Raw genomic sequence first — 26,432 nt, forward strand, 5'->3', positions numbered from 1 at the left:
AACCGGAGGAATGCCATGCGACCCCTGAAGACCCTCGCGATCCTGGCCGGCCTGGTGCTGGGTTGGAACGCCCACGCGACCGAGATCCGCATCGCTCTGGACTGCCCGCCCGACCCGGCGAAGTGCGGCTCTTACGTGTTCGCCCACGCCTTCGCCGAGCACCTGAAGGCCAACGGCCTCTCCGCCAGGGAAATGCCGGTCGGGTCCATCGGCGGCGAGGCCGAGCGCCTGGACCAGACGGCGCAAGGCCTGCTCGAGGTGAACATGGCGGACCTGGCCCGCGCCGCGCAGCTGGAGAAGTCCGTCTCCGCCTTCATGGCGCCGTATCTGTTCGACTCCCTCGACCATCTGGACCGCAGCGTCGCGAGAAGCGACCTCATGAGCCGCATCAACGCAAGCCTGTCCAAGAAGGGCGTCCGCATCATCGCCCTGGTGGCGACGGGCGGCGGCAACGGACTGTTCAACGTGAAGCACCCTATCGCCAAGCCCGAGGACCTCAAGGACCTTCGCATGCGGGCCCTCGACGAGAACCAGCTCAAGCTGTTTCAGGCCTGGGGCGGCAACGGCGTCGTGATCACCATGCCGGAGGTCGCGACCGCCTTCCAGACCGGCACGGCCCACGGCTACGTCAACGCCCCCTTCGTGCCGTTCATGTTCGGCCATGCCGACATCCTGAAATTCTACACCGACGCGAAGGTCACGCCCTCCCTGCGGGTCGCGATGATCGCCGAGGATTGGTACAAGGGTCTCTCCGACAAGGATCGGGGAATCGTCGACGACGCGGCCGTCAAGGCCCTGGCCGCGAACCGCGCCTGGGTCGGCCCCAGCGACACGGCCGCCCTCGCGCAGCTGGAAAAGGCGGGCGTCTCCATCACCCGCTTGGCGCCCGAGAGCCGCGCGCGCTTCCGCGACCTGTCGCGGCCGGCCTGGACGGCCGTTCTGAACCAGGCCGAGATCCAACCCTATATCGACGCCGCCGAAAAGGGACGCTGAGCCGATGGGCCTGGGACGTCAGATCGTCGCCCTCTCGGGAGCGCTCGACCGGATCTGCCGGGATGCCGCGATGGCGTGCCTCGTCCTCATGGTGGCGTTGATCGCGATCCAGGTGGTGGCGCGCTACGGCCTGTCCGACCCGCCGGGCTGGACCGAGGAGGGAGCGCGATACGCCATGGTGTGGTCCGGCTTTCTGGGCACGACCCTGGCCTTCCGGCGGGGCGCCGATCCGACCCTGACCAGCCGCGCCCTGTTCTCGTCCGGACCTTGGCAGGGTCTCGGCTTCGCCCTTCGGGCCGGAGCGGTCGGCCTGTTCCTGGGACCCGTCTGGTACGTGTCGGTCTTCGGACCCGGCATGGATCCGGCGCGGGGCTTTCTCGCCCGCACGGCCGTTCGCAGCACCGAGAGCCTGGGGATCCCGCTGATCGGATTCACCCTGGCCCTCCCGGTGGCCATCACGGTGATCTTCATCCATCTCCTATCGCAGGGGCTCGCGCGTGAATGGACGATCCGCGGCAGCGGTGAGGAGCCGTTGTGAGGGTCTTTGCCGCGACCCTGGCCACGGAAACCAACACGTTCTCGCCCCTTCCCACCGGGTGGGCGAGTTTCGAGGAGGGGGAGCTCTTCCGGAGGGGCGCCGCCCCCGAGGAAGCGACCCTGTTCACGGCCCCCCTTTGGGCGGCCCGCCTTCGCGCCGCCCGCGAAGGCGGGACCGTCGTGCCGGGCTTGTGCGCCTCCGCGCAGCCGGGTGGGCCGACGACCCGAAAGACCTATGAGGCCCTGCGCGACGAGCTCTTGGCCGATCTCACGGCCGCCCTGCCGGTCGACATGGTCGTGCTGGGACTGCACGGCGCCATGGTGGCGGACGGCTACGACGATTGCGAGGGCGATCTCCTGGAGCGGGTTCGCGGCATCGTGGGGCCGGGGGTTCCCGTCGGGGCCGAGCTCGATCCTCATTGCCACCTGTCCGACCGGATGGTGTCCCATGCCACCGTCCTGGTTTGCTACAAGGAGTATCCGCACACGGATTTCCGCGAGCGCGGCCTGGAGCTCGTCGACCTCTGCGCGGCGGCGGCGGCGGGGCGGATCAGGCCCGTCATCAGCGTTTACGATTGCCGGATGATCGGGATCTTCCACACGTCGCGCGAACCGATCCGCAGCTTCATCGACCATCTCAAGGCCCTCGAGGGCCACGACCACGTCCTGTCGATCTCCGTGATCCATGGATTCCCCTGGGGCGACGTTGCCGATTTCGGCACCAAGATCATGGTCATCACGGACGGCGAAGCCCGGTGGGGCATGACACTGGCCGAGATCCTGGGCCGGGAGCTGATCGCCTTACGCGAGGCCGCCATGCCCCGCTATCTCTCGGCGGAAGCCGCGGTGGACGCCGCCTCCAAGGCCAGGTCGGGGCCCGTGGTGGTCGCCGACGTTTCGGACAACCCCGGTGGAGGCGCTCCCGGGGACGCGACCTTCCTGCTGCGAATCCTTCTCGAGCGCCGCATCGTTCATGCGGCGCTCGGTCCCTTCTACGATCCGATGGCCGTGCGCCTGTGTTTCGAAGCCGGGGAAGGGGCCCGCATGCCCCTGCGCATCGGCGGCAAGACGAGCCCGATGTCGGGCGATCCTCTGGACCTGGATGTGGAGATCCTCTCGCTGCGGCGGGATGCGCGCCAGAGCTTCGGGTCGTCCAGGGTCGAGATGGGCGACGCGGCGCGCATCCGGGCGGAGGGAATCGAGATCATCCTGACGAGCCGCCGGGTTCAGGCCATGGGCCAGGATCTGTTCACGTCCCTGGGGACCAATCTTCTGGCCCAGCGTCTCATCGTGGTCAAATCCAGCCAGCATTTTCACGCGGCCTTCTCGCCGATCGCCCATCAGGTCATCTATGCGGCTCCCCCCGGCGCCATCATGCCGGACTTTCAGAAGATCCCTTACAGGAACATCCCACGTCCGCTCTGGCCCATCGACCGTTAGGCCGACGTCTCAGGCCGCGATGGGCACGCCGGCGGCCTTCAGGGCGGCGTCGATTTCGGCTCCCCCGATGGCGCCCGGCTTGAGCCGTTCGCGCACCATGCGGGCGCTGAGTTCCACGAAAGACGCATTGGCCGGGGTCGGTACGCCATGGAGCCGGCCGAGCAGAACGATCTCCCCGTTCAGGTAGTCCGTTTCGATGGAGCCGGTCCCCCGGCTGAGGCTTTGAGCCGACGAGTTGCCGGCCCGGCTGACGCCCTCGATCGGCTGGGGACGCATGAGCGCTTCGTGACGCGGGTCGGCCGCTCCGACGCCGCGCCATGCGATGCCGGCGGCCCTGAGCGCGGCCTCGGCTTCCGCCCGGAGGAGGCCTGCGAACCGGGTGGTGTCGGCCTCGAGCCCGAGCGTCGCCTCCAGGATGTTGTTGAGGTTCAGGATCAGCTTGCCGTACTTGCTCTGCATGACCTGGGGCGTCACGAAGGCCGCCACGTTGGCTCCCTCGAGGGCACGGGCCAGACGATCGTCGTGGTCGTCCCGGCCCTCGGGATAGCGCCCGATGTCGAACACCCCGTGCCGGGGCGTCGAGAACGCGCTCACCTCGCCCGGCGTCGAAAAGTCGGCCGGCATGATGACCGTGACGCCGTGAACGTTCGCAAAGCGGCGCAGCGCGAAGCGCTCATTGGCCACGCCGTTCTGCATGCAGAAGATCGGCTGCTCAACCACGCCCGCCGCGCGCAGGCGCTCCAGGGCGGGATTCGTGTCCTGGGTCTTCATGGTCAGAAGGATGGCGTCGTCCGGCCGGAAGGTGATCTCGCCGGGGTCCGACACGCAGGGGAACCGGGCTCTGGCGGTCTTTCCCGGCGTGCGCAGCAGAAGACCGTTCTCCCGGATGGCATCGAGCTGGGCGCCGCGCGCGATCCCAATGACCTCCTGGCCGGACAGCGACAGGGCCGCCGCCACGGTGCCCCCGATGGCACCGACACCGTAAATGATGAACCGCATAGCTCCCCCTGAAGACCTCCGACCGCCTCAGACGGCCCGCGCCAACGGGGCTGCCTCGGTCTTTTCCGGCTTCAGGTGAGTATGGATCGCCGCCTCGATCTTTGACAGGTCTCCCGGCGCAAGATTTCGGAACGGCGGGCGGCAGCCGCCGCAATCGACCCCCATGAGCTTCAGGAAGCCCTTGGTGGCCGGGAAGACGCCGATCTCGATCAGGAGGTCGATGATGATGTTGGCCCGCACCTGAAGAGCATGCGCATCGGCGATGCGGCCTTCCTTGAAGGCCTTGTAGAGGTCGACGAACAGCGAGCCCATGAAGTTGTAGGTCGTGCCGATGGCCCCGTCCGCCCCCATGGCGAGCCCGCCCAGGCACATCTCGTCATAGCCGTTATAGATCGTGGCGTCCGGCCGGTGGCGCTTGAACCGCTCGAGCTGGAACAGATCCTGGGAGGTGTGCTTCACGCCGATGATGCGGGGGTCGTCGAGAAGCCGCAGCAGATCGGTGTGCCCGAGCTTTCCGGTGCGTCCGCCGAAATTGTAGACGATCAGCGGCAGGGGCACGGCGGATGCGAGCGCCTTGTAATGGGCCACGAGCTCCTCGGCCGAGAAATCGTAATAGAAGGGCGGGATCGCCGAGACGGCATCGTAGCCCGCCTCGGCGGCGGCACGCCCGAGACCGATGGTGTCGTCCGTCCCGATGGCCCCCACATGGGCGATGAGGGTGCCACGGCCCTTCACGGCCTGTGCCACAGCCTTGAGGATCTCGGCGCGCTCCTCGCGGGTCTGGATGAAGGCCTCGCCCGTGCTGCCGCCCACATAGAAGCCGTCGATGCCCTGGCCGAGCTCGAAATCGACGAGTTGCGGCACCACGTCGGGATTGAAGCGGCCGTCCTCGCGGTAGGGGGTCACGAGGGCCGAAAGGATTCCGGCGAATTTCGGTTCGGCTGTCTGGCTCACGGGAGGCTCCTGGGGGTCGTTTCAGTGTCGGGCGTAGCGGCTGTAGGCTTGTTCGAGATGGCGGCTCATGGCGTCCGCCGCGCGCTCGCCGTCCCGGTCGCGGATGGCTTGGTACACGGCGAGGTGCCCGGCATAGCTTTGCCGGTTGTGGGTTTCGGCGTCCGCCAGCGGCGGGCGCTGGCCGATGATCCACTCCACCGCCGCATCGTGCATGGCCGTGAAGATCGGATTGGCGGGGATTTCGGCGATGACCCGGTGGAAGGCCACATCGGTGAGCGCGAACGCCGTCTCGTCCCCGATGGCGGCTTCGTTCTGGCGCAGGGCGCTCTCGAGATGCGCGATCTGCTCGTCGCTGGCATGGGCGCAGGCATGGCGCACCAGCCCGGTCTCGAGAAACAGGCGCACCTGCTCGAAATGCCCGACCGCGTCCTGGTGCTCCAGCCAATGGCGCACCGTGCTGTCGAGTTCCCGGAGCACCTGCTTGGGGCTCGGCTCCGTCACACGGGGACGCTCGCCGCTCGTGAGGCGGACGAGCCCGATGCGCTGGAGCGCGTAGAGGGCCTCGCGGATCGACGGGCGTCCGACCCCGAACAGGTGCATCAGGTCCCGCTCCGAGGGCAGGAACGAGCCCGCCGGGTACGTGCCGTCGCGGATCGCCGCCGTCAGGCGCTCGACGATCTCATCGGAGAGCTTTCGCCGCTGGATCGGGCCGAGCTTCATGCTGTCCCCCACCGTCATCTCCAAATGGTAAAGCCGCCGTCCACGATGATCTCCTGGCCCGTTACATAGTTCGATGCGTCGGAGGCCAGGAACAGGATGGCGCCCTTCAGGTCAATCCCGTCCCGGCCCATGCGTCCCAGCGCGGTGAGCCGGCTGTAATCGGCCACGAACCCTTCGGGCATGTCGGAGCGCTCGAACCCGCCCGGCGAGATGGCGTTCACCCGCACCCCCTGGGGCGCCAGATAGGCGGCGAGGTCCCGGGTCAGGCCGAGGATCCCGGCCTTGGAGGCCGCGTAATCCACGGGTTGGCCCTTGAGGCCGTTGCGGTCGTAGACCGAGCGGTCGCGCCCCACATGGGCCGCGATGGACGCGATGTTGATGATCCGGCCGCTGCCCCGCTCCGCCATGCGCTTCCCGAATTCCCGGCAGCAATAGATCGGCCCGATCAGGTTGGCGCGGATGAGGCTGTCGATATCGGCGGGATCGCGCTCGAACAGGCGCGCCTTGCTATGGCCGGAGCCCCCGCCCCCGTTGTTCACGAGAATATCAACACGCCCGTCCGACCAGTCCGTCACCGCCTCGGCCGCGGCCGTGACCGACGCGATCTCCGTATGGTCGAGGGCAAGGCCCAAGGCCTTCACGCCGTAGCGCTCTTCGATCTGACGAGCGGAATCCTGAGCTTTCCGGGCATCCCTGGAGGTCACCGCCACGTCGGCGCCCGCCGCCGCCAACACGGAGGCCGCATCGAGACCGAGCTTGCTGGCGCCTCCCGTCACCACGGCGACGGAACCGGACAGGTCGAAGAGAGCGGCGATCTCGCCATGAAGTTGCGTGTTCATTTCCCCCTGAATGTGGCCTTGACAGTGTCATGCCGTCAAGGTGTTATACCAAAATCAAGCAGGGACGGATGATGGAAGTTTCGCAAGCCCAGGCACAATCCCCGGCCGCGTCGTCTCGACCTCACGTCAAGCGCGCGGGGGCCGGCGCGCGCTTCGTGGCGATGCTGAAGCGGCGGCAATTGGTTCTGCTGACCCTGTTCATTCTGCTGGCCGCCTGGGAGATCGCGCCCCGGGCGCTCAACATCCCGGATTACCTGCTGCCGCCGCCGTCCCAGGTGCTCACGGCCTTCCTGGGACAATGGCAGCGCACGCTCGCGGCCACCTGGATCACCACCACGGTGATGCTCGGCGGCTATCTCATCGCCATCGTGGTCTCGATCCCCCTGGCGCTCCTGATCGTCTCATCCCGCGTGGTCGAGGATACGGTGGAGCCGATCATGCTGGTGTTCCAGGTGATCCCGAAGATCGCCATCGCGCCGCTCTTCATCGTGTGGTTCGGCTTCGGCTACACGCCCAAGACCATGCTGGTCTTCCTGCTGGCCTTCTTCCCGATCACGCTCAGCGCGGTGGCGGGCTTCCGGGCCGTCGATCCGGACATCATGGACCTCGCCCGCTCCACGGGCGCGTCACGCTGGTCCATGTTCCGCAAGATCAAGTTGCCCCAAGCCCTGCCGCAGATCTTCACCGGCCTGAAGGTCGGCGTCGCGCTGGCCTCCACGGGCGCGGTGGTGGCGGAGTTCATCGCGTCCGACCGGGGCCTCGGCTACCTGCTCCTCGAATGGCGCGGCGAGCTCGACACGCCCATGGTCTTCGCGGGCGTCTTCGTGATCAGCTTCGTGGGCATCGTCGTCTACTACGCCGTCGAAGCCATCGAACGCATCACCATCCCCTGGCATGCCTCCCAACGGGACCCTGCCGCCATGGGGGCGTAACACAACCCCTTTATCAATCCGAAGCGCCCGCCAAGAGGCGTCGTCTCCCCGGAGGAAACCATGAAGTCATCCAAGACCGCGCTCGCCCTTGCACTCGGCATCGGCGTCTTCGCCTTCCAGCCCGCCGCCCAGGCCGCCGATACGGTGAGCCTGCGCCTCAATACGATCCTGAACGGCTGGCACTGCCCCTGGCACATGGCCCGCGACAAGGGCTGGTTCAAGGAAGCCGGGATCGAGATCCGGGAGATCGGCGAAGGGCGCGGCTCCGCCGACACGGCCCAGCTCGTGGCCGCCGGCACCGATACCTTCGGCCTCGTCGATCCGGCGGTGGTGATCGCGGGCGTCTCCCGCGGCCTGCCGATCCAATCCGTCTACAGCCTGATCAACAAGAGCCTGCTGGCGGTGGTGTCGGCCGCCGACAAGCCGATCAAGTCCGCCGCCGACCTGAAGGGCAAGCAATACGTGACGCTCGCGGGCAGCGGAGCGCTCCAGATGTTCCAGGCCGTGCTCGCCGCCAACAAGATGTCGCCCGGCGACGTGAAGATCCTCACCGTCGATCCGGCGGCGCAATACGCCACCCTGATGAGCGGCCAGGTCGACGCGATCCTGATCGGCCTCGACGGGGTGCCGGACCTCGAGGCGCGCGGCTTCAAGTACCACGCCGTCACCTACCCGGAACTGGGCGTCAACACGATCTCCTCCTCGGTGGCCACGACCACGGACCTGATCCAGAAGAATCCCGACCTCGTGAAGCGCTTCCTGGCCGTCACCCGCAAGGCCTGGGAAGAGGCGATCAAGAACCCCGACGCGGTGGTGGAGGCGTGCCTCGCCGTCAAGCCGACGGGCTCCAAGGAAGCCTTCCGCAAGCAATTGACCGACGTGATCGGCGCCCTGCGCTCCGAGAACAACAAGGACAAGCCCCTCGGCTTCGGCGCCGAGAAGGACTGGCAGATGACCCTGCAGGTGCAGAAGGATTATCGCGGGATCAAGACGGACGCGCCGCTCAGCGCCTTCTACACCAACGACCTGCAGCCGCAATGACCGCGGGAGTCACGATGGAGCCGGGATCCACGAGCGCCGCCGGAATCCAGAAAGCCGGCGGCGGGCGCGAAATCGCCGTGAAGAACGTCTCCAAGGTCTTCACGACGGACGAGACCCGCACGGAAGCGCTGCGCGACATCTCCCTCACGATCCGTGAGGGGGAGTTCGTCTCCATCGTGGGCCCGTCGGGCTGCGGCAAGTCCACCTTGCTGCGCCTCATCGCCGGCCTGATGCCCGTCACGTCCGGCAGCATCGAGATCGGCGGCAAGACCGTCACGCAGCCGATCACGGATGTGGGCATCGTGTTCCAGAAGCCCGTGCTGCTGGAATGGCGCAACGCCCTGGAGAACGTGCTGATCCAGCCGGAGCTGCGCGGCCTCGATCCGCGCGCCTACGAGCAGCGGGCCCGGGACCTTCTGGCCGCCGTCGGCCTGTCCGGGTTCGAGGGCGCCTACCCGCGCCAGCTCTCGGGCGGCATGCAGCAGCGCGCCTCCATCGCGCGGGCGCTGGTGCACGATCCCTCGCTCCTGCTCATGGACGAACCGCTCGGCGCCCTCGACGCCTTGACCCGCGAGCAGGTGCGCGTGGATCTGGAGGAGCTCTGGCTGTCCACGGGCAAGACCGTCCTGTTCATCACGCATTCCATCGACGAGGCGGTTCTCTTGTCCGACCGCGTCGTGATCATGTCGCCGAGGCCCGGCCTCATCGACCGGATCATCGACATCGACCTGCCCCGCCCCCGCGGACTCGAAGGCCGCAAGGCCTCCGCCTTCAAGGAAGCCGAAGAGGCCATCACGCGCATCTTCCTGGAGCGGGGCGTTCTCAAGCGCGGCCAGCCCTTCGCGGCGATTCACAGGCCGGGAGCCTAGCGGTGGCGGCCGCGTTGAGGGGGAACTGGGCCACGCTTCTGCTCCCCATCGAGGCCGACGATTCCATCGATTTCGGGCGCTTGGACGAGGAGCTTTCGGTACTCACGACTGCGGGCGTCGACGGCATCTATTCCAACGGCACGGCGGGCGAATTCCACAATCAGACCGAGGCCGAGTTCGACCGCATCCAGGAGATGCTGGCCTCCCGCTGCGGGCGCACGGGCACGCCGTTCGTCATCGGGGCGTGCCACACGGATCCGGTCACGGCCTTCTCCCGGATCCGGCGCGCGGCCGCCCTCGAACCCGCCGCCATCCAGGTGATCCTGCCCGACTGGGTGCCCGTGAAGGACGAGGAAGCCGCGTCCTTCCTGGAGACCGCCGTCAAGGCAGCAGGCGGCATCCCGCTGGTGCTCTACAATCCGCCGCACGCCAAGCGGGTCCTCGACCCGGAAACCCTCGGCCGCCTGATGCGGCGCTTCGGCATCCCGGCCGCCAAGATCGTGGACGGCGATGCCACCTGGTACGAGCAGGCCCGCGCTCATCTCAGCGGCCTGTCGATCTTCGTGCCGGGACACCATCTGGCCACCGGGATGCGCGAGGGCGTGGCCGCCGGAGCGTTCTCGAACGTGGCCTGCCTCAGCCCGGTGGGCGCCCAGCGCTGGACCGACCGCATGGCGGCGGACCTCGACGGATGCCTTGCCATCGAGACCCGCCTGCGCGGCTTTCTCGACGAGCATATCGTGCCGTTCCAGCGCGCGGGCTATTCCAACCCGGCCCTCGACAAGCTCCTGGCCGCCATCGGCGGCTGGGCCCCGGTCGGAACACGGCTGCGCAAACCCTATCGTTGGATCGACGAGGCGCAGGCCTCCCGGCTGGCGCCGCTCGCACGGCGCGCCGTTCCCGAACTCTTCGAGTAGATCATGGCCGCACCCACAACCATCGCGGCCATCCGGCCCGTCCTTCTCAGCGCGCCCTATGGGGCGCCCGACAATCTCGAGGTGGAGTTGCACCTGCCGGGCGGCTACCGCACGACCGGCCTCGTCGAGGTCACGCTGGAGGATGGGACGACCGGTCTGGGGGAAGGCTATATCGCGGTCTTCGCCCCGGGGGTTTTCACCGCGCTCATCGAGCTTCTGGCTTCGTCCCTGATCGGTCAGGACGCCTCCGACCTTGGAGCGCGGGTCCGCGACATGCGGCGCCTGACGGAATACTGGAGCCTGCAAGGCGGGGCGCGCCACGCCATTTCGGCGGTGGAGATCGCGCTGATCGATGCGGTGGCGAAATCGAGGGGCGTTCCGGCCTACCGCCTCCTTGGCGGACGCACGGTCGAGCGCATCGCGCTTTACGGCAGCGGCGGCGATTCCCTGACCAAGGCTGCCATGCAGGCCGAGATCGGGCTTCTCACCGAGCGGGGCATCGGCCTCTTCAAGATTCGCGCGCGGCGCCATGAGGCCGCCAAGGCCGCCTGGGTGATGGAGGAGGCCGCCAAATCAGGGATCGGTGTCGCCATCGACATGACGCAGAACCTCGCCGAGCCCGCCCAGACCGTGGGCGATATCATCGCGTTCCTGCAGGACCTCGCGGGGCGCACCTCCCGTCCCCTGGCCTTCTTGGAAGAAGCGCTCGGACCCGCCGACACGGGTTCGTACCGTTTCCTGCGCGGGCAGATCCCCACCCGAATCGCCGGCGGCGAGACCGTGACGACGCCGGGCGAGCTCTGCCGCCGGATCGCCGACGGGCTCTACGACCTCGCCCAGCCCGACGCCACGGTGATCGGCGGGATGCTGGCGACCCTGGAGGTCTTCGCGGCGGCCCGGCACTGGGGCTGTCAGGCGGTCGTGCACGCCTGGGGCAGCGCCGTGGGCATGCTGGCGAACTATCACGCGGCTTTCGCGGGCGGCGGCTCCCTGGCCGAATGGCCCATGCCGCCTTACGCCTTGCGCGACGATCTCCTGGCCGAGCCTCTCGGCATCGCGGACGGTCACCTCACCCTGTCCGACGCCCCTGGTCTCGGCGTGCGTCTGACCCGGGACATCGAGGCGCGCTACGCCTTCAGGGCCGATGCGGTCTACAATTGCGCTCCGGGAGTGCCCCGCGCATCCGAATGGTCCGATCCGGGCCTGTGACCGCATTCGGGCGTGGCATGATAGAATTGACCGGATATCGGTCCGAGCGCCCAGCTTCATTCTCAACAAATGTGAAGCGATGACAGGAGTTTGCTATGAATATATACCGATGGAATCGTCTCTTTAAATAGTGATATCCTTTCCGCCCTTGCGGGAGTTCTGGCTGTGTATCAGTTGGAGGACGACAAGAGCGTCTTCGATTTTGAACTCCATGTCACGAGTGGGGCGAACGGCAACGCCAATACTCCCGACTTCGTCGTCATCCCGGATAAGGACCTTCTTTTCCTGGCCGAATTCGAAAGGCATGGCGACGATCTCCTCCTATTCGGGCAGGATCAACGCACCGCGATCGTTGTCGATTACTTCAAAGGCCATCAGCGCGCCGCCCTCGTCACGGCGGACGGCGCGGGCCTGTCGGGCGCGGCGGTCGAAGCGCTGGCCGAAGCGCACGAGCGCGAGGAATACGCCCAGGCTCAAGCGGCCGACCTGCCCACGGGGCGCAGGCCCATCGGCCAGGTCCAGAAGGTCAGCGGCTCCGCGACCGTGATGAGAAACGGCGTCCTGGTCGAGCTGCAGGCCGGTGACAACGTCTCGCAAGGGGACGTGGTGCAGACGGCATCCAATGCCTCGCTGGTCATCAAGTTCAACGACGGCACGGTCTTCGGCCTTTCGTCGAACGCGCGTATCGTGCTCAACGAGATGATCTACAGCGCCAGCGCGGCCGGGAACTCCGCGCTCTTCACCCTCGTGCAAGGCGTGATCGGCTTCGTGGCGGGCCGGGTCGCCAAGACGGGCGACTTCCATGTCGACACGCCCGTCGCCACGATGGCGATCCGGGGCACGGCGGTGCAGACGGAAATATCGGCCGTGAGCGGCGTGACGACCTTCTCGCTCCTGACCGAGCCCGACGGCAAGGTCGGGTCGTTTCAGCTTTACTACAAGTACAGTCCGTCCCGCCTGATCGCGTCGGTCTCGGACCCGTCCCGGGCCACCGTGGTCACTCCCCTGTCGCCTACCGAGGTGCGGGTCAGTGAAATCGCCAAGTCGTCCGACGCCGTGCGGTCGGAGAACGGCTTCTTTCGCGACCTCTTCCAGTTTTCGTCGTCCGGGCAGAGGCGCGGCAGCAGCGACGTCGAGGGCATCCCGGTCATTCCGGCCTCCGACACCGTCTCGCCCATCGAGGGACGCAGCGACACCGTCCCGGTCCTGCTGTTTCAGGCGCCGACCCTGCAGAAGCTGGATATCCGCCTGCCGGAGCGCGCGCCCCCCATCGCCTTCACGGGCGCGGTGTTCGAGGACGGCCCCATGACGCAGGTCGAAAGCCGGCAGGAGGCGCGCCCCTTCGGCTGGCCGATCGACCTGCCGGACCGGCTGCCGGCCGGCGTGACCTACGACGCCGCCGCCCGCTCCTTCACCCTCGATCCGTCCGATCCTGCCTATCAGGGGCTCGCGGCGGGCGAGACCCTGTCGGTCGAGGTCCGCTACGCGTTTCGCGACGAAAACTCCGGAACGCCCGCATCCATCGCCTGGACCGTGACGGGTCGGAACGACGCTCCCCAGGCCCGGCCGGATCGGGCCGCCCATCTGGGCGAGACCGGCAGAACGGTTCTGGCGCTGGGCGCCAACGATTCCGACATCGATGGCGACGCCCTTCGGGTCGTCTCGTGGTCCCAGCCCATCGAGGGGCGGGTCCTCCTGTCGCCCTCGGGCGATCTCGTCTTCGATCCCGGCCGGGACTTTCGCGCCCTGAGCGAGGGGCAGACCGCGACGGTCCGGTTCACTTACACGATTTCCGATGGGCACGGGGGCTTCGACACCGCCGTCGCGACCCTTCAGGTGGACGGGCACGGCACCTTCGTGGCCCGGCCCGCCCTGGCGCAGGCGGAGGGGCGGCTCGGCGTCAACCACCAACCCGTCACCCTGACGATCCGGGCCCCGTCGCAGACCACGACGGAGGAGGCCAACCTGGATCTCAGCCTGACGCTTGGAGACGTCGTCCAGCCCACGATCAACGTCCTGTACGCCATCGACATCTCCGGCAGCACGGCGGAGCGCTTCTCGGGAGCGGCGGTCGGCGACGTGAACGGGGACGGGCGGGCGAACACGATCCTCGACGCCGAGATCGCGAGCCTGATCCATCTCACGGACCGCATCCGCGGCCTGGGCTTCGCCGACGGGACCGTGACCGTCACCGTCATTCCGTTCAACGGCGCGGCCAACCCGGCCGAGCCGCAAGGCCCGCACCAGACCGGCGCCAACACGGGGGCGAAAACCTTCGGGCTGGGCGAGGCCGGCGACGGGGCGCTCGCGCGGTTCCTCACGGGCTTGAGCACCGGAGGCGCGACCAGCTACGAGCGGGCCCTGCAGGCGACCCTGGACAAGCTCCAGGAGCTCGATCAGGGCGGGGAAACGAACATCGTTTATTTCCTGTCGGACGGAAACGGGACGGGCGACGTCCGGGACGAGAAGCAAGCCCTGGAAACCGCTCACGGAGCCCGGATCTCCGCCGTCGGCATCGGCGACGACGCCAGCCTGGCGGGCCTGAACCTGATCGACAACACGGGCTCGGCCCAGATCCTGAACGCCTTCGACCAGCTCGATCTCTCGCTCCTGGGCAGGCCGGTGTCCCAGGGGTCGGTGCTCGACCTGGACCTGTTCGTGAACGGCGCGCAACTGCGCGATGTCGGCCCCGAGGATCTCGTCGGCCGCGCGGGCGACTGGAGGCTGAGCGTGCCGTTGGCGGATCTCGACCGCTTCGTCGGTGAGCACAACACGGTGCTGGCCAACGTGACCCTCACGGGCGGACAGGTTTTCTCGGCGCAGCTCGATATCGCCGGCAGGCTCCCCCGCTCCACGGATCTGATCCTGTGAGGGCCGGGACCGGCCAGGAGCAGGGGCCTTCGGAGCGGGAGCCTTGAGCGGCGCTCCGGCAAGGCTCCACCGGTTCGGGCTCGGGCGCATCCTCAGCCTGATCCTGCTCGCCGCGCTCATCGGCCTGCGGGCCTGGGACCCCGCGCCCGTGGAAGCTCTCCGCCACAAGGCCTTCGATGTCTATCAACTCATCCACCCCCGGGACGTGGCCGGCGATCCCGTGGTGATCGTGGACATCGACGAGAGGAGCCTAGGGGAACTCGGCCAATGGCCCTGGCCCCGCTCCCTCGTGGCCGACCTGGTCCTGCGCCTGCGGGACGCGGGCGCCGCCGTGATCGGGTTCGACGTTCTCTTTCCCGAGCCGGACCGGTCGTCGCCGGAGGTCGCCGCCGGCAGCTTCCGGGGCCTCGACAGCGAAACCCGCGACAAGCTTCGCCGCCTGACGGGCCACGATGCCCTCTTCGCCGACGCCATCCGGGACGCGAAGGTCGTCCTCGGACAATCCGGCTACCGGGTCTCGTCGGCCGGTTCGAACGAGGGCTCGGTGTCCCCGGACGGCCTTGCCCTCGTGGGTGAGGACCCCCGCCCTTACCTGGTGCGGTTTCCGCACCTGCTGCGAAACCTGCCGGTTCTGGAGAGCGCCGCGCAAGGCCGGGGGATCTTCTCCATCATTCCCGAGGGGGACGGCACGATCCGGCGCATCCCGCTCGTCGCCCTCGCGGACGGAGCGATCGTCCCCTCCCTGTCCCTCGACATGCTGCGCCTGATGACGGGCTCGGACGCCATCGTCCTCAAGACCGGAGCCGGCGGCATCCAGAGCGTCGGCGTCGAGGGCCTGGAGATCCCGACCGACGGCAAGGGCCGGATCTGGCTGCACTTCGCCTCGGCGGGGTCCGTGCCTTACGTCTCCGCGCTCGACCTCCTGCGCGGTTCGGTGCCCAGGGAGAGGATTGACGGCAAGGCTGTGCTGATCGGGACCTCGGCGGCGGGCCTGCTGGACCTGAAAATCACGCCGATCCATCCGGCCACACCCGGCGTCGAGCTCCACGCGCAGCTCATCGAGAGCGCGCTGGCGCACACCACCCTCTACCGCCCCAACTACACGGCGCTGATCGAGTTCTGCCTCGCGGCGACCTTGGGCCTCGTGCTGATCGTCCTGGCGCCGCGGGTCGATGCCGGAACGCTTTTCGTTCTCGGCGGCATGGTGGCGGCGCTCACCATCGGGATCTCCTGGTATGCCTTCGCGTACCAGGCCCTGCTGATCGATTTCACCTTCCCGCTCTTCGCCAGCCTGCTGATTTATTCCACCCTGGTCTGCACCAACCTGGTGACCGTCTCTGCCGAGCGGCAGCGGGTCCGGTCGGCGTTCAGCCAGTACATCTCGCCCGCCCTCGTCGAGCAGCTTGCCCAATCCCCCGAGAAATTGGCGCTCGGCGGCGAGGAGCGCGACCTGACGGTCCTGTTCTCAGACGTCCGGGGCTTCACGGCGATCGCCGAGTCCTACAAACACGACCCGCAGGGCCTCACCAGTCTCATCAACCAGCTCTTCACCCCGCTGACCAACGACATCATCGAACGCCGGGGCACCATCGACAAATACATGGGCGACGCCATCATGGCGTTCTGGAACGCGCCGCTTCGCGACGCCGAGCACGAGACCAATGCCTGCGACGCGGCGCTCCGGATGCTCGAGAGCCTGACCGCGCTCAACGAGCGGCGGATGCGCGAGAGCACGCCGGATCACCCGATCACGCCCCTGAAAATGGGCATCGGCCTGAATACGGGCCCCTGCGTGGTGGGCAATTTCGGATCGGACCTTCACTTCAACTACTCGGTCATGGGCGATACGGTGAACCTGTCCTCGCGCCTGGAAAGCCTGTGCAAGCATTACGGCATCCCGATCATGATCGGCGAGCGGACGGCGCTCGCCGTCGCCGGGCAATTCGCGGTGCTGGAAATCGACCGGCTCCGGGTCAAGGGCAAAACCGAGCCGGAGCGGATCTTCACGGTTCTGGGCCGCGCGGAGATGGCCGGCCGGCCGTCCTTCCGGGAACTGGCCGTCCTGAACGGGCAGATGCTCGCGGCCTACCGCCGCCGGGCCTGGGCGGACGCCCTGGAGGCGATCATCCGCTGCCGCGAGGCCGGACGCGCCTATGGGCTCGACGAGTTTTACACGATGTATGTAGGGCGCATCCGCCACCTTTCGGACAACCCGCCGACCGAACAATGGGCCGGCATCTCCATCTTCGAGACGAAATGAGGGTCGGGCCCGCATTCTTAGCCGGGCTATGCGACTAAAGCATAAGTGCCTTCCAATATAACGGCTCCTCCCCGGGGCTGGAGCTGCCTATATCGAGGCAACGAAAAACAACCGCTCCGGCACCTGAGAGCGGTTCTCTCAAGGGGTTTATCTCGATGTTCGTCACCTATCTCCTGTCCAAGGTCCGCGCCTACATCCTCTACCGCGAGACCGTCCGGGAACTGTCCCAGCTTTCCGACCGCGAACTCAACGACTTGGGCATCTCGCGCTACGAGATCGCCAGCGTGGCCCGCCACCACAGCGCGGCGTGACGGCGCTCGAGCCTCAGCCCATGTCGCACCATCAAGAGGTTGCTCCGATGCAGAACAGGACCCGGTCGGCCGAGCGGATCAGAACCCGGTATGAGCCTCCGACCCTGGCCGAGGCCATCGTGGCCGCTCAGGGCCTGGCGGACGACCTGGACGCCCAGACCGAGATCGCCGCTGCCCTCATGGGAATGCTCCAGGCCGACGTGCGCCCTGCCGTGATCGCCGCAGAGGCCCCGGCGAGGCCCGTCCTCCGGTCCCATGCGCCGGCGCGAGCGGTTCCGCAGACCGTGATCGTGGAACGCCGGCGTCCGCGGGTCCTCATTCGCTGATTGCCGGGCCCGTCGCCCGGCAATCGGCTGCGTCCATTCGATCCTATCCTTTCTGGCTCTCGACAAAGCGCAAGGAAGCGTCACATTGGCTGCGTCCGCCGCGGGGCGCGCCTTGATCGAACGATACACGGTCACGCGCGACGGATCCGGCGAGGAACGCGAAGAATTGCTTCCTTTTCGCATGGATCCGTCGGCGTGATTGCGTCGTTACCCCCGGCTCAGGGAGGGAACGATGGACAAGCTGCTGACGCGTGACGAGATGATCGCCGGGGTCCTGACACGACAGGCCATGGCGTTCGTTTTGGCAGGGGGCCGCGGCAGCCGCCTCATGGAATTGACCGACCGGCGGGCCAAGCCCGCGGTCTACTTCGGCGGCAAGGCCCGCATCATCGATTTCGCGCTCTCGAACGCGATCAATTCCGGGATCCGGCGCATCTGCGTCGCCACGCAGTACAAGGCCCACAGCCTGATCCGTCACCTGCAGCGGGGCTGGAACTTCCTGCGGCCCGAGCGCAACGAGGCCTTCGATATCCTACCCGCCTCCCAGCGCGTCGCAGAGGACAAGTGGTATCTGGGCACGGCCGATGCCGTGACGCAGAACATCGACATCATCGAAAGCTACGATCCCGAATATATCGTCATCCTGGCGGGCGACCACGTCTACAAGATGGATTACGGCCTGATGCTCGCCCAGCATGTGGAATCGGGCGCGGACGTGACGGTCGGCTGCATCGAGGTTCCGCGCATGGAGGCCACCGCCTTCGGCGTGATGGAGATCGACACCACGAGCCGGATCATCGATTTCGTCGAGAAGCCCGCCGATCCCCCCGCCATGCCGGGCCAGCCCGACCTGGCCCTGGCCAGCATGGGCATCTACGTCTTCCACACCAAGGTGCTGCTCGAGCTCCTGCGCCAGGACGCGGACGATCCCCACTCGAACCATGATTTCGGCAAAGACATCATCCCGGCGCTGGTGCGGGACGGGAAGGCGGTCGCCCACAAGTTCTCCGACAGCTGCGTCCGGTCGGGTGCCGAGCCCGAACCCTACTGGCGCGACGTCGGCACCGTGGACGCGTTCTGGGAGGCCAATATCGACCTGACGGATTTCGTGCCCGCCCTCGACCTGTACGACAAGGACTGGCCGATCTGGACCTATGGCGAGATCACGCCGCCTGCCAAGTTCATCCACGACGAGGAGGGGCGGCGCGGCATGGCCACGAGTTCCCTCGTGTCGGGCGGCTGCATCATCTCCGGGGCGGGCATCGACAAGTCGCTGCTCTTCACGGGCGTGCGGGCGCATTCCTACAGCCGCCTCACGCACACCGTCGCGCTGCCTTACGTCACCATCCACCGCAAGGCCCAGTTGAGCCGGGTCGTCATCGACCGCGGCGTGGTCATCCCGGAAGGGCTCGTGGTGGGGGAGGATCCGGAGGAGGATGCCCGTCGCTTTCGCCGGACCGCCAACGGGATCTGCCTCATCACGCAGCCGATGATCGACCGGCTTCAGGACTGATCCGGGATGCGCCGATGAACGTCCTCATGATCGCGTCGGAATGCGTTCCCCTGATCAAGACCGGGGGTCTCGCCGACGTGGTGGGCGCCCTGCCCTTCGCGCTCGCGCGACACGGCTGGAACGCGCGGGTTCTCGTGCCTTGCTACCCCGCCGTGAGCGATGCGCTCCGGGAGGCCGTGGCCGTTCATGCCTTCAGCGACCTGTTCGGCGGCGAGGCGCGGATCCTGTTGGGCCGAACCCCGAGCGGCCTTGAGGTTTTGGCGCTGGACGCCCCGCATCTCTACGACAGGCCCGGCAACCCTTATCTCGGGCCCAACGGGAGGGACTGGCCGGACAACCACCTGCGCTTCGCGGCCTTGTGCTTCGCGGGCGCCCGCTATGCCGAGCTGCAACCTGATGGCTGGGCCGTCGATCTGGTGCATGGGCACGACTGGCAGGCGGGGCTGACGCCCTTGTACCTGGCAGACCCGGCTCGCCTCCCGACCGTCTTCACGATCCACAACATTGCCTTCCCGGGGATCTTCCCGGCTTCGGTCGCTCCGGCGCTGGCGTTGCCGCCCGAGGCCTTCACGGCGGATGGATACGAGTATTACGGGCAGGTCTCGTTCCTGAAGGCCGGGCTGACCCTCTCCGACAGGCTGACGACCGTAAGCCCCACCTATGCGCTGGAGCTGCAGACGCCCGGTTTCGGCATGGGGTTCGACGGATTGCTGCGCTACCGGAGCGGCGATCTAAGCGGCATCCTCAACGGTGTGGACGAGACCATCTGGAACCCGGGCACCGATCCCCTGATCGCCCATTCCTATGCACCGTCCTCCCTCGACGGGAAGAGACGGAACCGCGGCGACCTTCAGCGCGCCATGGGGCTCGACCCCGATCCCGAGGCGTTCCTTACCTGCGTGGTCAGCCGGCTGACGGACCAGAAAGGCCTGGACCTCCTGCTCGGCGCGCTGCCCGACCTGATGGCCGATGGCGGACAGGTCGCCCTGCTGGGAACGGGCGATCCAAGCCTTGAAGCGGCTTTCTCGACGGCCGCGGTGCAGTTCCCGGGGCGGGTGGGCGTCCGGATCGGCTATGACGAACCCCTGTCGCACGTTCTTATCGCGGGCGCCGATGCCATTCTGGTGCCGTCCCGCTTCGAGCCCTGTGGCCTGACCCAATTCTACGGATTGCGCTACGGCACGATTCCCGTCGTGGCGCGAACGGGCGGCCTTGCGGATTCCATCATCGATGCCAATCAGGCAGCCCTGGAAGCCGGCGTCGCCACGGGGATCGTGTTCTCGCCCATCGATGCCGGCGGCGTGCGCGACGGTCTGCGGCGGGCCGCCGCGCTCTTCGCGGACAAGCCCATCTGGAACCGCATGGTCCAGAATGCGCTCCGGCATCCGGTCGGATGGGAGCGCTCGGCCGCGCAATACGATGCCGTCTACCGATCCGCTCTCGGCATCCGCGCAATCGACGCTTCTTAACCCTGCCGTAAGGTTATGCTTCGGAAGCCTTCGGGAATCGTGGACGCCCCCGGGCAGGTTTGCTTGAGTGCCCCCGCAGCCACTGATAGCTCCTGCGAGGACCCATGATCCACTCCTACGTGAAGGCGATGCGCCAGTACGCGACGTTCTCAGGGCGCGCCGCACGCCCGGAATACTGGTACTTCGTGCTGACGGTCTTTTTGGCGACGCTCGTTCTGGTCGCCATCGACGCGGCCCTCGGGACACTCGACGCCCAGACCCGGATCGGCCTTTTCAGCGGCATCTGGGGGGCGGCCCATATCATCCCGGGCCTCGCCGTCTCCGTCCGTCGGCTACACGACATCGACCGCACGGGCTGGTGGGTTCTTCTCGCCGCCATCCCCCTGGGCAACATCGTCCTGCTGGTCTTCCACTGCCAGGGCGGCACACCCGGCCCGAACCGTTTCGGTCTTCCGCCCGTGCCGCCCCAGCGCGTATAAGCACTTCCGACCATCGTGGAGGACCAACGTCGATGCCCGACCATCAGCCGATCCTTCCTCCGAGCGGCATGGGCTGGCAGCGGCGCCCATACCACAGGCAATGGCTCCTGGAGCAGGCCGACGCGCTGTTCGGTTTCTTTCAATACGACTTGACGCATCCCGACGGCGGCTTCGTAACCTTCGACCGGGCCGGGCCGGTCGCATCCGGCGAACCCGTGCGACAGATTCACAACACCAGCCGCATGGTCCACTGCTTTTCCATCGGTCATCTCCTCGGCCAGCCGGGCTGCGAGGACATTGTGGACCACGGGATGCGGTATCTGTGGGAGAGCCACCGTGACGGGCAGCATGGCGGCTATGTGTGGTCCCTGGACGACGCCGGCCCGAAGGACGACACCAAGCAGGCCTACGGCCATGCCTTCGTGCTGCTGGCCGCCTCCAGCGCGAAGGTGGTTGGACACCCCCTGGCCGAACCTCTGCTGGCCGATGTCACGCAGGTGTTGGAGGATCGCTTCTGGGAAGAGCGGCACGGTGCCGTCGCCGAAGAGTTCGCGCGGGACTGGTCGCCCTTGAGCGCCTATCGCGGCCAGAACTCGAACATGCACCTCACGGAGGCCCTGATGGCAGCCTTCGAGGCCACCGGCGAGCGACTCTATCTCGAGAGGGCCGAGAGGATCGCGAGCCTCGTCATCGGTCGCCATGCGGCCGCCCTTGACGGGCGCGTGGCGGAGCATTTCACGGCGGACTGGACCTTGGATCGCGCCTATCGCGGCTTCGAGGTGTTTCGCCCCTACGGCCTGACGCCGGGCCACTGGCTCGAATGGTCGCGGCTTCTCCTGCAGCTCTGGGCGCTCGGCGGAAAGCGTCACCCCTGGATGCCGGACATGGCCGAGACCCTGTTCCGTCGATCCGTCGACCTCGGCTGGGACCGGGTTCATGGGGGATTTTTCTACACCCTGGACTGGGACGACACGCCGTCGCTGCGCCACAAGCTCTGGTGGCCGCTGGCCGAGGGCATCGGGGCGGCGGCCTTCCTGTGCGAGCATCGGCCCAACGCGTTTTATGAAAGCTGGTACCGCCGGTTCTGGCACACGGCGGCCGCCCATTTCATCGACCGCGACCACGGCGGCTGGCACCCCGAACTCACCGAAGACCTGAGGATCGGCAGCGCGCTCTTCACGGGAAAGCCCGACCTCTATCACGCGCTGCAAGCCTGCCTGATCCCGCTTTTCCCCAAGACCGGCAGCCTCACGCGCGTGATCGCGGCCGCGGAGGCGTGAGGCCGTCGACGGCGGCGTCCTTCAGGCCGCGCCTCTCGTCTCCTCGGCCATGGCGGCGATCGCCAGGCAGCCGCGCACGGCGCAGTCCTCGTCACCCATGATGATCTGCAGGCCGAAAGCCTCGCCGGTCCGGCGATAGACCTCCACGAGATCGTCGTCGCCCACGACCGCCACCGTGTCGCCCTCCGAGAACCACCCGAGGGTTCTCGCATCCTCGAACTCCGACGCCACCACAATTCCCGACAGCATGTCGGTCATCTCGGCCGGGTCGACCCGGCCCGCAAGCCATCCAGTGCGGACGGCGAACAGATGGCCGAGAAGGGACGCCGGACGGGGGTCGTCTCGCACGACCGCGATTCCGCGTGCGAAAGCCTGCCAGTCGGGCGTTTCCGGTTGCCTCGCGACCTTGGCCAGGAACGAGTGCCGGGCAAGGGTGCCGAAGATTTCGCCGGTCACGAAGGTTTGAAAGCGCTGGATCGTGCCACCCTCGATGCGGGCCCACTTGGCATGGGTGCCCGGCAGCACCACCGTCCGGTCTTCGGATAATCCGAACCCCACGAGTTGCGTCTCCTCGCCGCGCATCACGTCCGGGAACGGATATGCGCTCGGGTCGGTGAGGCCCGGCACGAACGTGATGGACCCGCCATCCGGCAAGCTCATGCGGCGCACCTGCGCGGCAAGCGATCCGGCATCGGCAGGTGTTGCCACGTAAGGCATCTCGACCCAGCCATTGCGGCTGCCGATCATGCCGGCCGCGTAGACCGGCAGCACGCCGTACCGTTCGCGCCAGGGTGCGATTGCCCGCTGCAGCACCGTCGCGAAGCCATCCTTGGGCACCGACTGAATGCCGTCCTGGGATTCGATCCTGTCGGCCACCCGGCCGTCGGCCTCCACGAGCAGAGCCCTGAAGGATGTCGTGCCCCAGTCGAGGACGATGCGGAGCGTGGGGTAGGCATTCATGGTGGGCGATCCTCCGGGTTTCAGCTTTCGGTTCGCTTGACCTTAAAGCTCGCCTTTCGTAAGGTCCATGATGAAAAACAGATGATCCATATATTGGACCGAATGAGGAAACGCGATGCTAAAGGGTATCCTGCCCGTCCTGCCAACCCCTTTTGCCGCCACGGGCGTTCCGGACGAGGCCGCCATGGCCCGCATCGTGGATTTCGCAGTGGCATCCGGCGCCGACGGCGTCGTGTTCCCGGGCTTTGCCAGCGAGGTGGATGAGCTGTCGGCGGCGGAGCGCGGGGCTCTGCTGAGCCTTGTCGTGAAGCGCGTGGCAGGCCGGGTGCCGGTCGTCGCAGGTGCCAGTGCACCCAGCGCCGAGGCTGTCATCGGGCATGCCCGCGAGGCGCTCGGCCACGGCGTCTCGACCCTGATGATCCAGGCCCCGAAATCGGTCGGTATCGACGCCGCCGCCGTCGCGGCCTTCTACAAGACCATCGCGGACGCGGTGCCCGAGATCAGGATCGTACTCCAGAACGCTCCCGCCCCACGCGGGTCCGACCTCAAGCCCGACGTGATCGTGGAGATCGTCAGCGGAAATCCCGCCATCGCCTATGTCAAGGAAGAGACGCTTCCTGCGGGGCCCGCCATCACGTCGATCCTGGCGAACCGCGCCTCGCACCTGACAGGCGTCATCGGCGGCGGCGGCGCCCGCTACATCCTCGACGAATACGCTCGCGGCGCCTGCGGGGCCATGCCGGCCGTGGAAATCGCCGACATCCATGTGGCGCTCGATCGCGCCTACCGGTCCGGCGACGTGGACCGCGCCCGTGACCTCTACCGCCGCACATTGCCGCTTCTGGTGATCCAGGCGAACTTCCGCATGGCCTTCACCAAATACGTGCTGACGCGCCGGGGCATCCTGGACAATCACAGGACCCGCGCGAAGGGACCTGCTCTCGACCGGCATGACCTGCGTGAGATCGACGCCTGGCTCGACAGCGTATCGGACCTTCTCACGGTCGCGCCGCTCCAACGCCTTGCGGGAGCCGCCGCATGAGCGAGCGGGTCGCGCGCATCGACGTCTACACGATCACGATCCCGCGCGAGACGATTTATCTCGGCGAGGCCCGCCCCGGCGAGAGCGTCAACGAGCGCGGCTATATCGTCCGGCGCGGCAACCGCACCGTCTACCCGACCAGCGACCGCACCGTCGTGGTGCGCGTGGAGACGACAAGCGGCGTGGTCGGCTGGGGCGAAACCTACGGCATCGTGACGCCCGGCGCCGTGGTGTCGATCGTCAACGATCTGCTTGGCCCCTACCTCATCGGCCGCGACCCGCGCGACGTGGCGGTGATTCATGAGGATTTCTACGATTTCATGCGCGTGCGGGGCTATACGGGCGGCTTCTATCTCGACGCGCTCGCGGCCATCGACATCGCGCTCTGGGATATCTGCGGGCGCCTGGCCGGCGTGCCCCTCGTCAAGCTCCTGGGTGGCCAGCGGCATGAGCGGTTGCCCGCCTATATCTCCGGCTTGCCGAAGCGCACCCGTGACGAGCGCGCCACCTTTGCAAAGAGTTGGCAGGACAAGGGTTTCAACAGCTTCAAATTCGCCTCTCCCGTCGCCGATGACGGCGTCGTGGCCGAGATGCGAACCTTGCGCGAGGCGCTAGGACCGGAGGCCCGAATCGCCTGTGACATGCACTGGGCCCAGACCGCCGAGCAGGCCGTCTCCCTGATCCGCGCCATGGAGCCGCATGGATTGTGGTTCGCGGAGGCGCCCGTTCACACGGAGGACGCGGAGGGGCTTGCCTGGGTGGCCCGCAACGTCTCGACGGCGATTGCGGCGGGCGAGGAATGGCGCACCGTCTACGATATGGTGCCGCGTGTGGCCAAGCGGGCCTGCGGGATCGTGCAGCCCGAGATGGGACATAAGGGCGTCACCGAGTTCATGCGCATGGGACACTACGCCCAAGCGCACCATCTGGAGATGATCCCGCACGCCACCATCGGCATCGGCATCTTCATGGCGGCGAGCCTGCACGCCAGCTCGGCCCTGCAGGCCGTGACCTGCCACGAGTACCAGCATTCGATCTTCGAGCCGAACCGCCGCCTGCTCGCCGGTGACATGGATTGCCGGGAGGGCTTCTACACGCTGCCCACCGGTCCCGGTCTCGGCGTCGAGCCATCCGAGGAGGCCCTGAGCCTTCTCCAAAAACACGAAGCCTAAAACGCAAGAACCCAACAGGAGGAAAAGCAATGATGAGACGGAAACTGGCCCTGCTGGCCGCTGCCGCCGCGATGGCGCTTGGCACCAACGCGGCGCTCGCTCAAACCAAGGTTCTCAAGTTCGTGTCCTGGCAGAAGGACGAGCGCGGCGTCGGCGACTGGTGGGCGTCCGTGATCAAGGCGTTCGAGGAATCGCATCCCGGCGTGAAGATCGAATGGACCAAGGTCGAGCGTGGCGCCTATGCGGACACCATGACGACCCTGTTCGCCGGCGGCACGCCGCCGGACATCGTGCATCTGGCATCCTTCGAGTTCCAGAAATTCGCCGATACCGGATGGCTCCAACCGCTCGATCCCTACATCAAGGATTCCAAGCTCGACCTGAAGGGCTGGGCGGGCCAGGATACCTGCGTCTGGAAGGGCGAGACCGTCTGCACCATGATGCTCTATTTCGGGTACTTCATGGCCTATAACGACGACATCCTGAAGAAGGAGGGATTATCGGTCCCCAAAACCTACGCCGAGTTTCTGGCGGCGGCGCGCAAGACCACCAAGGACCTCAACGGCGACGGCATCGTGGACCAGTTCGGCACGGGCCACGAGACGCGGGGCGGCGGCGGCCAGTATCTCAGCGAGATGATGAACTACACCCTCGACGCCGGAGGCCGCTGGACGGACGAGAACGGCAAGGTGACGATCAACACGCCGCAGATGATCGAGGGCCTGACGCGCTGGAAGACCGTCGTGAAGGACAGCCTCACCCCCCGCGACATGTCGGCCGGCGAGGTGCGCCAGCTCTTCGCGGACGGCAGGATCGCCATGAAGTTCGACGGCCCGTGGCTGTGGCCCATCATCCAGAAGGGCAAGGCCAAGGACCAGATCAAGACCGCCATGGTGCCGTTCAACCCGCCTGTGGGCGGATCCTCGAACGTGCTCGCGATCCCGGCCGATATCTCGAACGACAACAAGAAGCTCGTCTGGGACTTCATCAAGATCGCGACCTCGGACCCGTTCCAGACCACTTACGCCACCCTGGGCGCCTCCCCGCCGCCGAGCCCTCGCGCGGACATCACGGCGGCCAAGAAGGAGAACCCCAACTTCGATCTGCTCGTGGAGGCGACGAAAGCCGCATCCAACGCCAAGGTGGACCGCATCCCCAAGGGACTCGAGATCCAGTTCAACGAGTTCTCCAAGATGATCATGGAGGAGGCACAGCGCATGATCATCCAGGACCTGGAGCCCAAGGCCGTTGCCGCCACCATGCAGCAGAAGGCCGAGGCCCTGCAGCAGCAATAGCGCC

General features: G+C 67.1%; 24 protein-coding genes. 19 read left to right on the forward strand and 5 right to left on the reverse strand.

Translation table 11 applies throughout. The annotated features are described in order from the left end of the window. The first annotated feature begins 15 nt into the window (after window positions 1-15). The 3 genes from ILT42_RS06450 to ILT42_RS06460 are packed head-to-tail and all read left to right on the forward strand — an operon-like array spanning window position 16 to window position 2,970. Complete coding sequence (locus tag ILT42_RS06450; protein WP_204214610.1) at window positions 16-993, forward strand: TRAP transporter substrate-binding protein; 978 nt, start codon at window positions 16-18, stop codon at window positions 991-993. 4 nt (window positions 994-997) lie between these two features. Beyond that, window positions 998-1,531: a TRAP transporter small permease gene (locus ILT42_RS06455; protein ID WP_204214611.1), complete on the forward strand. Its 534-nt coding sequence runs from the start codon at window positions 998-1,000 to the stop codon at window positions 1,529-1,531. After that, window positions 1,528-2,970 (forward strand): M81 family metallopeptidase, encoded by a 1,443-nt coding sequence (locus ILT42_RS06460; protein WP_204214612.1) that lies wholly within the window; start codon window positions 1,528-1,530, stop codon window positions 2,968-2,970. Before ILT42_RS06455 ends, ILT42_RS06460 begins: the two co-directional genes overlap by 4 nt. Window positions 2,971-2,979: 9 nt before the next feature. Here the strand turns inward: ILT42_RS06460 and ILT42_RS06465 are convergent, their stop codons facing one another. From ILT42_RS06465 to ILT42_RS06480, 4 genes are read right to left on the reverse strand one after another with little or no spacing between them, the layout of a single operon-like run. Continuing rightward, window positions 2,980-3,969: a ketopantoate reductase family protein gene (locus ILT42_RS06465; protein WP_204214613.1), complete on the reverse strand. Its 990-nt coding sequence runs from the start codon at window positions 3,967-3,969 to the stop codon at window positions 2,980-2,982. 27 nt (window positions 3,970-3,996) lie between these two features. After that, the gene (locus ILT42_RS06470) at window positions 3,997-4,923 is read right to left on the reverse strand and encodes an N-acetylneuraminate lyase (protein WP_204214614.1); all 927 of its coding nucleotides are present in this window, start codon (window positions 4,921-4,923) and stop codon (window positions 3,997-3,999) included. A 21-nt stretch (window positions 4,924-4,944) separates the two neighbouring features. Beyond that, window positions 4,945-5,655 (reverse strand): transcriptional regulator NanR, encoded by a 711-nt coding sequence (nanR, locus tag ILT42_RS06475; protein WP_204214615.1) that lies wholly within the window; start codon window positions 5,653-5,655, stop codon window positions 4,945-4,947. Window positions 5,656-5,657: 2 nt separating this feature from the next. Then, window positions 5,658-6,482: an SDR family NAD(P)-dependent oxidoreductase gene (locus tag ILT42_RS06480; protein WP_204214616.1), complete on the reverse strand. Its 825-nt coding sequence runs from the start codon at window positions 6,480-6,482 to the stop codon at window positions 5,658-5,660. A 71-nt stretch (window positions 6,483-6,553) separates the two neighbouring features. On the opposite strand from ILT42_RS06480, the gene ILT42_RS06485 reads away from it, so the two are divergent. The 13 genes from ILT42_RS06485 to ILT42_RS06545 all read left to right on the forward strand — a co-directional run bounded on the left by ILT42_RS06485 (window position 6,554) and on the right by ILT42_RS06545 (window position 21,959). Beyond that, window positions 6,554-7,414: an ABC transporter permease gene (locus ILT42_RS06485; RefSeq protein WP_204214617.1), complete on the forward strand. Its 861-nt coding sequence runs from the start codon at window positions 6,554-6,556 to the stop codon at window positions 7,412-7,414. 60 nt (window positions 7,415-7,474) lie between these two features. Continuing rightward, complete coding sequence (locus tag ILT42_RS06490) at window positions 7,475-8,455, forward strand: ABC transporter substrate-binding protein (RefSeq protein WP_204214618.1); 981 nt, start codon at window positions 7,475-7,477, stop codon at window positions 8,453-8,455. Between the two features lie 14 nt (window positions 8,456-8,469). Next, window positions 8,470-9,324 (forward strand): ABC transporter ATP-binding protein, encoded by an 855-nt coding sequence (locus tag ILT42_RS06495; protein WP_204214619.1) that lies wholly within the window; start codon window positions 8,470-8,472, stop codon window positions 9,322-9,324. A 2-nt stretch (window positions 9,325-9,326) separates the two neighbouring features. Then, window positions 9,327-10,241 carry a dihydrodipicolinate synthase family protein gene (locus tag ILT42_RS06500; protein ID WP_204214620.1) on the forward strand — a complete coding sequence of 305 codons (915 nt, stop codon included), beginning with the start codon at window positions 9,327-9,329 and terminating at the stop codon, window positions 10,239-10,241. A gap of 3 nt (window positions 10,242-10,244) precedes the next feature. Further along, window positions 10,245-11,450, forward strand: a complete 1,206-nt coding sequence (locus ILT42_RS06505; protein WP_204214621.1) for a mandelate racemase/muconate lactonizing enzyme family protein — start codon at window positions 10,245-10,247, stop codon at window positions 11,448-11,450. A gap of 165 nt (window positions 11,451-11,615) precedes the next feature. Beyond that, the gene (locus tag ILT42_RS06510; protein ID WP_204214622.1) at window positions 11,616-14,321 is read left to right on the forward strand and encodes an Ig-like domain-containing protein; all 2,706 of its coding nucleotides are present in this window, start codon (window positions 11,616-11,618) and stop codon (window positions 14,319-14,321) included. Between the two features lie 43 nt (window positions 14,322-14,364). Beyond that, window positions 14,365-16,581 (forward strand): CHASE2 domain-containing protein, encoded by a 2,217-nt coding sequence (locus ILT42_RS06515; protein WP_204214623.1) that lies wholly within the window; start codon window positions 14,365-14,367, stop codon window positions 16,579-16,581. A 155-nt stretch (window positions 16,582-16,736) separates the two neighbouring features. Then, window positions 16,737-16,892 (forward strand): DUF1127 domain-containing protein, encoded by a 156-nt coding sequence (locus tag ILT42_RS06520; RefSeq protein ID WP_204214624.1) that lies wholly within the window; start codon window positions 16,737-16,739, stop codon window positions 16,890-16,892. Between the two features lie 47 nt (window positions 16,893-16,939). Then, window positions 16,940-17,218 (forward strand): hypothetical protein, encoded by a 279-nt coding sequence (locus ILT42_RS06525; RefSeq protein WP_204214625.1) that lies wholly within the window; start codon window positions 16,940-16,942, stop codon window positions 17,216-17,218. Window positions 17,219-17,477: 259 nt separating this feature from the next. Then, window positions 17,478-18,731, forward strand: coding sequence for a glucose-1-phosphate adenylyltransferase (gene glgC, locus ILT42_RS06530; protein ID WP_229428506.1), 1,254 nt, complete (start codon window positions 17,478-17,480; stop codon window positions 18,729-18,731). A 14-nt stretch (window positions 18,732-18,745) separates the two neighbouring features. After that, window positions 18,746-20,200 carry a glycogen synthase GlgA gene (gene glgA, locus ILT42_RS06535; protein ID WP_204214627.1) on the forward strand — a complete coding sequence of 485 codons (1,455 nt, stop codon included), beginning with the start codon at window positions 18,746-18,748 and terminating at the stop codon, window positions 20,198-20,200. A 104-nt stretch (window positions 20,201-20,304) separates the two neighbouring features. Further along, a complete protein-coding gene (locus ILT42_RS06540; RefSeq protein WP_204214628.1) occupies window positions 20,305-20,679 on the forward strand; it encodes a DUF805 domain-containing protein in 375 nt (124 codons plus the stop codon). Window positions 20,680-20,711: 32 nt separating this feature from the next. Continuing rightward, entirely contained in the window at window positions 20,712-21,959 is a 1,248-nt protein-coding gene (locus tag ILT42_RS06545; RefSeq protein WP_204214629.1) for an AGE family epimerase/isomerase, read from the forward strand. Between the two features lie 21 nt (window positions 21,960-21,980). Here the strand turns inward: ILT42_RS06545 and ILT42_RS06550 are convergent, their stop codons facing one another. Next, a complete protein-coding gene (locus ILT42_RS06550; protein ID WP_204214630.1) occupies window positions 21,981-22,919 on the reverse strand; it encodes a 2-dehydro-3-deoxygalactonokinase in 939 nt (312 codons plus the stop codon). A 115-nt stretch (window positions 22,920-23,034) separates the two neighbouring features. Between ILT42_RS06550 and ILT42_RS06555 the strand changes: the two genes are divergently transcribed. From ILT42_RS06555 to ILT42_RS06565, 3 genes are read left to right on the forward strand one after another with little or no spacing between them, the layout of a single operon-like run. Beyond that, window positions 23,035-23,961 carry a dihydrodipicolinate synthase family protein gene (locus tag ILT42_RS06555; RefSeq protein ID WP_204214631.1) on the forward strand — a complete coding sequence of 309 codons (927 nt, stop codon included), beginning with the start codon at window positions 23,035-23,037 and terminating at the stop codon, window positions 23,959-23,961. Continuing rightward, entirely contained in the window at window positions 23,958-25,133 is a 1,176-nt protein-coding gene (locus ILT42_RS06560) for a mandelate racemase/muconate lactonizing enzyme family protein (RefSeq protein WP_204214632.1), read from the forward strand. Before ILT42_RS06555 ends, ILT42_RS06560 begins: the two co-directional genes overlap by 4 nt. A gap of 29 nt (window positions 25,134-25,162) precedes the next feature. Then, entirely contained in the window at window positions 25,163-26,428 is a 1,266-nt protein-coding gene (locus ILT42_RS06565; RefSeq protein ID WP_204214633.1) for an ABC transporter substrate-binding protein, read from the forward strand. The last annotated feature ends 4 nt before the right edge of the window (window positions 26,429-26,432 follow it).

It is taken from the genome of Microvirga pudoricolor (assembly GCF_016892705.1).
GTDB lineage: Bacteria > Pseudomonadota > Alphaproteobacteria > Rhizobiales > Beijerinckiaceae > Microvirga > Microvirga pudoricolor.

Bases quoted from the DNA above. Each gene is read 5' to 3' on its own strand.
- ILT42_RS06450 (WP_204214610.1), top strand. From the start codon at position 16: ATGCGACCCCTGAAGACCCTCGCGATCCTGGCCGGCCTGGTGCTGGGT.
- ILT42_RS06455 (WP_204214611.1), top strand. From the start codon at position 998: ATGGGCCTGGGACGTCAGATCGTCGCCCTCTCGGGAGCGCTCGACCGG.
- ILT42_RS06465 (WP_204214613.1), bottom strand. From the start codon at position 3,969: ATGCGGTTCATCATTTACGGTGTCGGTGCCATCGGGGGCACCGTGGCG.
- ILT42_RS06480 (WP_204214616.1), bottom strand. From the start codon at position 6,482: ATGAACACGCAACTTCATGGCGAGATCGCCGCTCTCTTCGACCTGTCC.
- ILT42_RS06485 (WP_204214617.1), top strand. From the start codon at position 6,554: ATGGAAGTTTCGCAAGCCCAGGCACAATCCCCGGCCGCGTCGTCTCGA.
- ILT42_RS06490 (WP_204214618.1), top strand. From the start codon at position 7,475: ATGAAGTCATCCAAGACCGCGCTCGCCCTTGCACTCGGCATCGGCGTC.
- ILT42_RS06495 (WP_204214619.1), top strand. From the start codon at position 8,470: ATGGAGCCGGGATCCACGAGCGCCGCCGGAATCCAGAAAGCCGGCGGC.
- ILT42_RS06505 (WP_204214621.1), top strand. From the start codon at position 10,245: ATGGCCGCACCCACAACCATCGCGGCCATCCGGCCCGTCCTTCTCAGC.
- ILT42_RS06520 (WP_204214624.1), top strand. From the start codon at position 16,737: ATGTTCGTCACCTATCTCCTGTCCAAGGTCCGCGCCTACATCCTCTAC.
- ILT42_RS06525 (WP_204214625.1), top strand. From the start codon at position 16,940: ATGCAGAACAGGACCCGGTCGGCCGAGCGGATCAGAACCCGGTATGAG.
- glgC (WP_229428506.1), top strand. From the start codon at position 17,478: ATGATCGCCGGGGTCCTGACACGACAGGCCATGGCGTTCGTTTTGGCA.
- glgA (WP_204214627.1), top strand. From the start codon at position 18,746: ATGAACGTCCTCATGATCGCGTCGGAATGCGTTCCCCTGATCAAGACC.
- ILT42_RS06540 (WP_204214628.1), top strand. From the start codon at position 20,305: ATGATCCACTCCTACGTGAAGGCGATGCGCCAGTACGCGACGTTCTCA.
- ILT42_RS06545 (WP_204214629.1), top strand. From the start codon at position 20,712: ATGCCCGACCATCAGCCGATCCTTCCTCCGAGCGGCATGGGCTGGCAG.
- ILT42_RS06550 (WP_204214630.1), bottom strand. From the start codon at position 22,919: ATGAATGCCTACCCCACGCTCCGCATCGTCCTCGACTGGGGCACGACA.
- ILT42_RS06555 (WP_204214631.1), top strand. From the start codon at position 23,035: ATGCTAAAGGGTATCCTGCCCGTCCTGCCAACCCCTTTTGCCGCCACG.
- ILT42_RS06560 (WP_204214632.1), top strand. From the start codon at position 23,958: ATGAGCGAGCGGGTCGCGCGCATCGACGTCTACACGATCACGATCCCG.
- ILT42_RS06565 (WP_204214633.1), top strand. From the start codon at position 25,163: ATGATGAGACGGAAACTGGCCCTGCTGGCCGCTGCCGCCGCGATGGCG.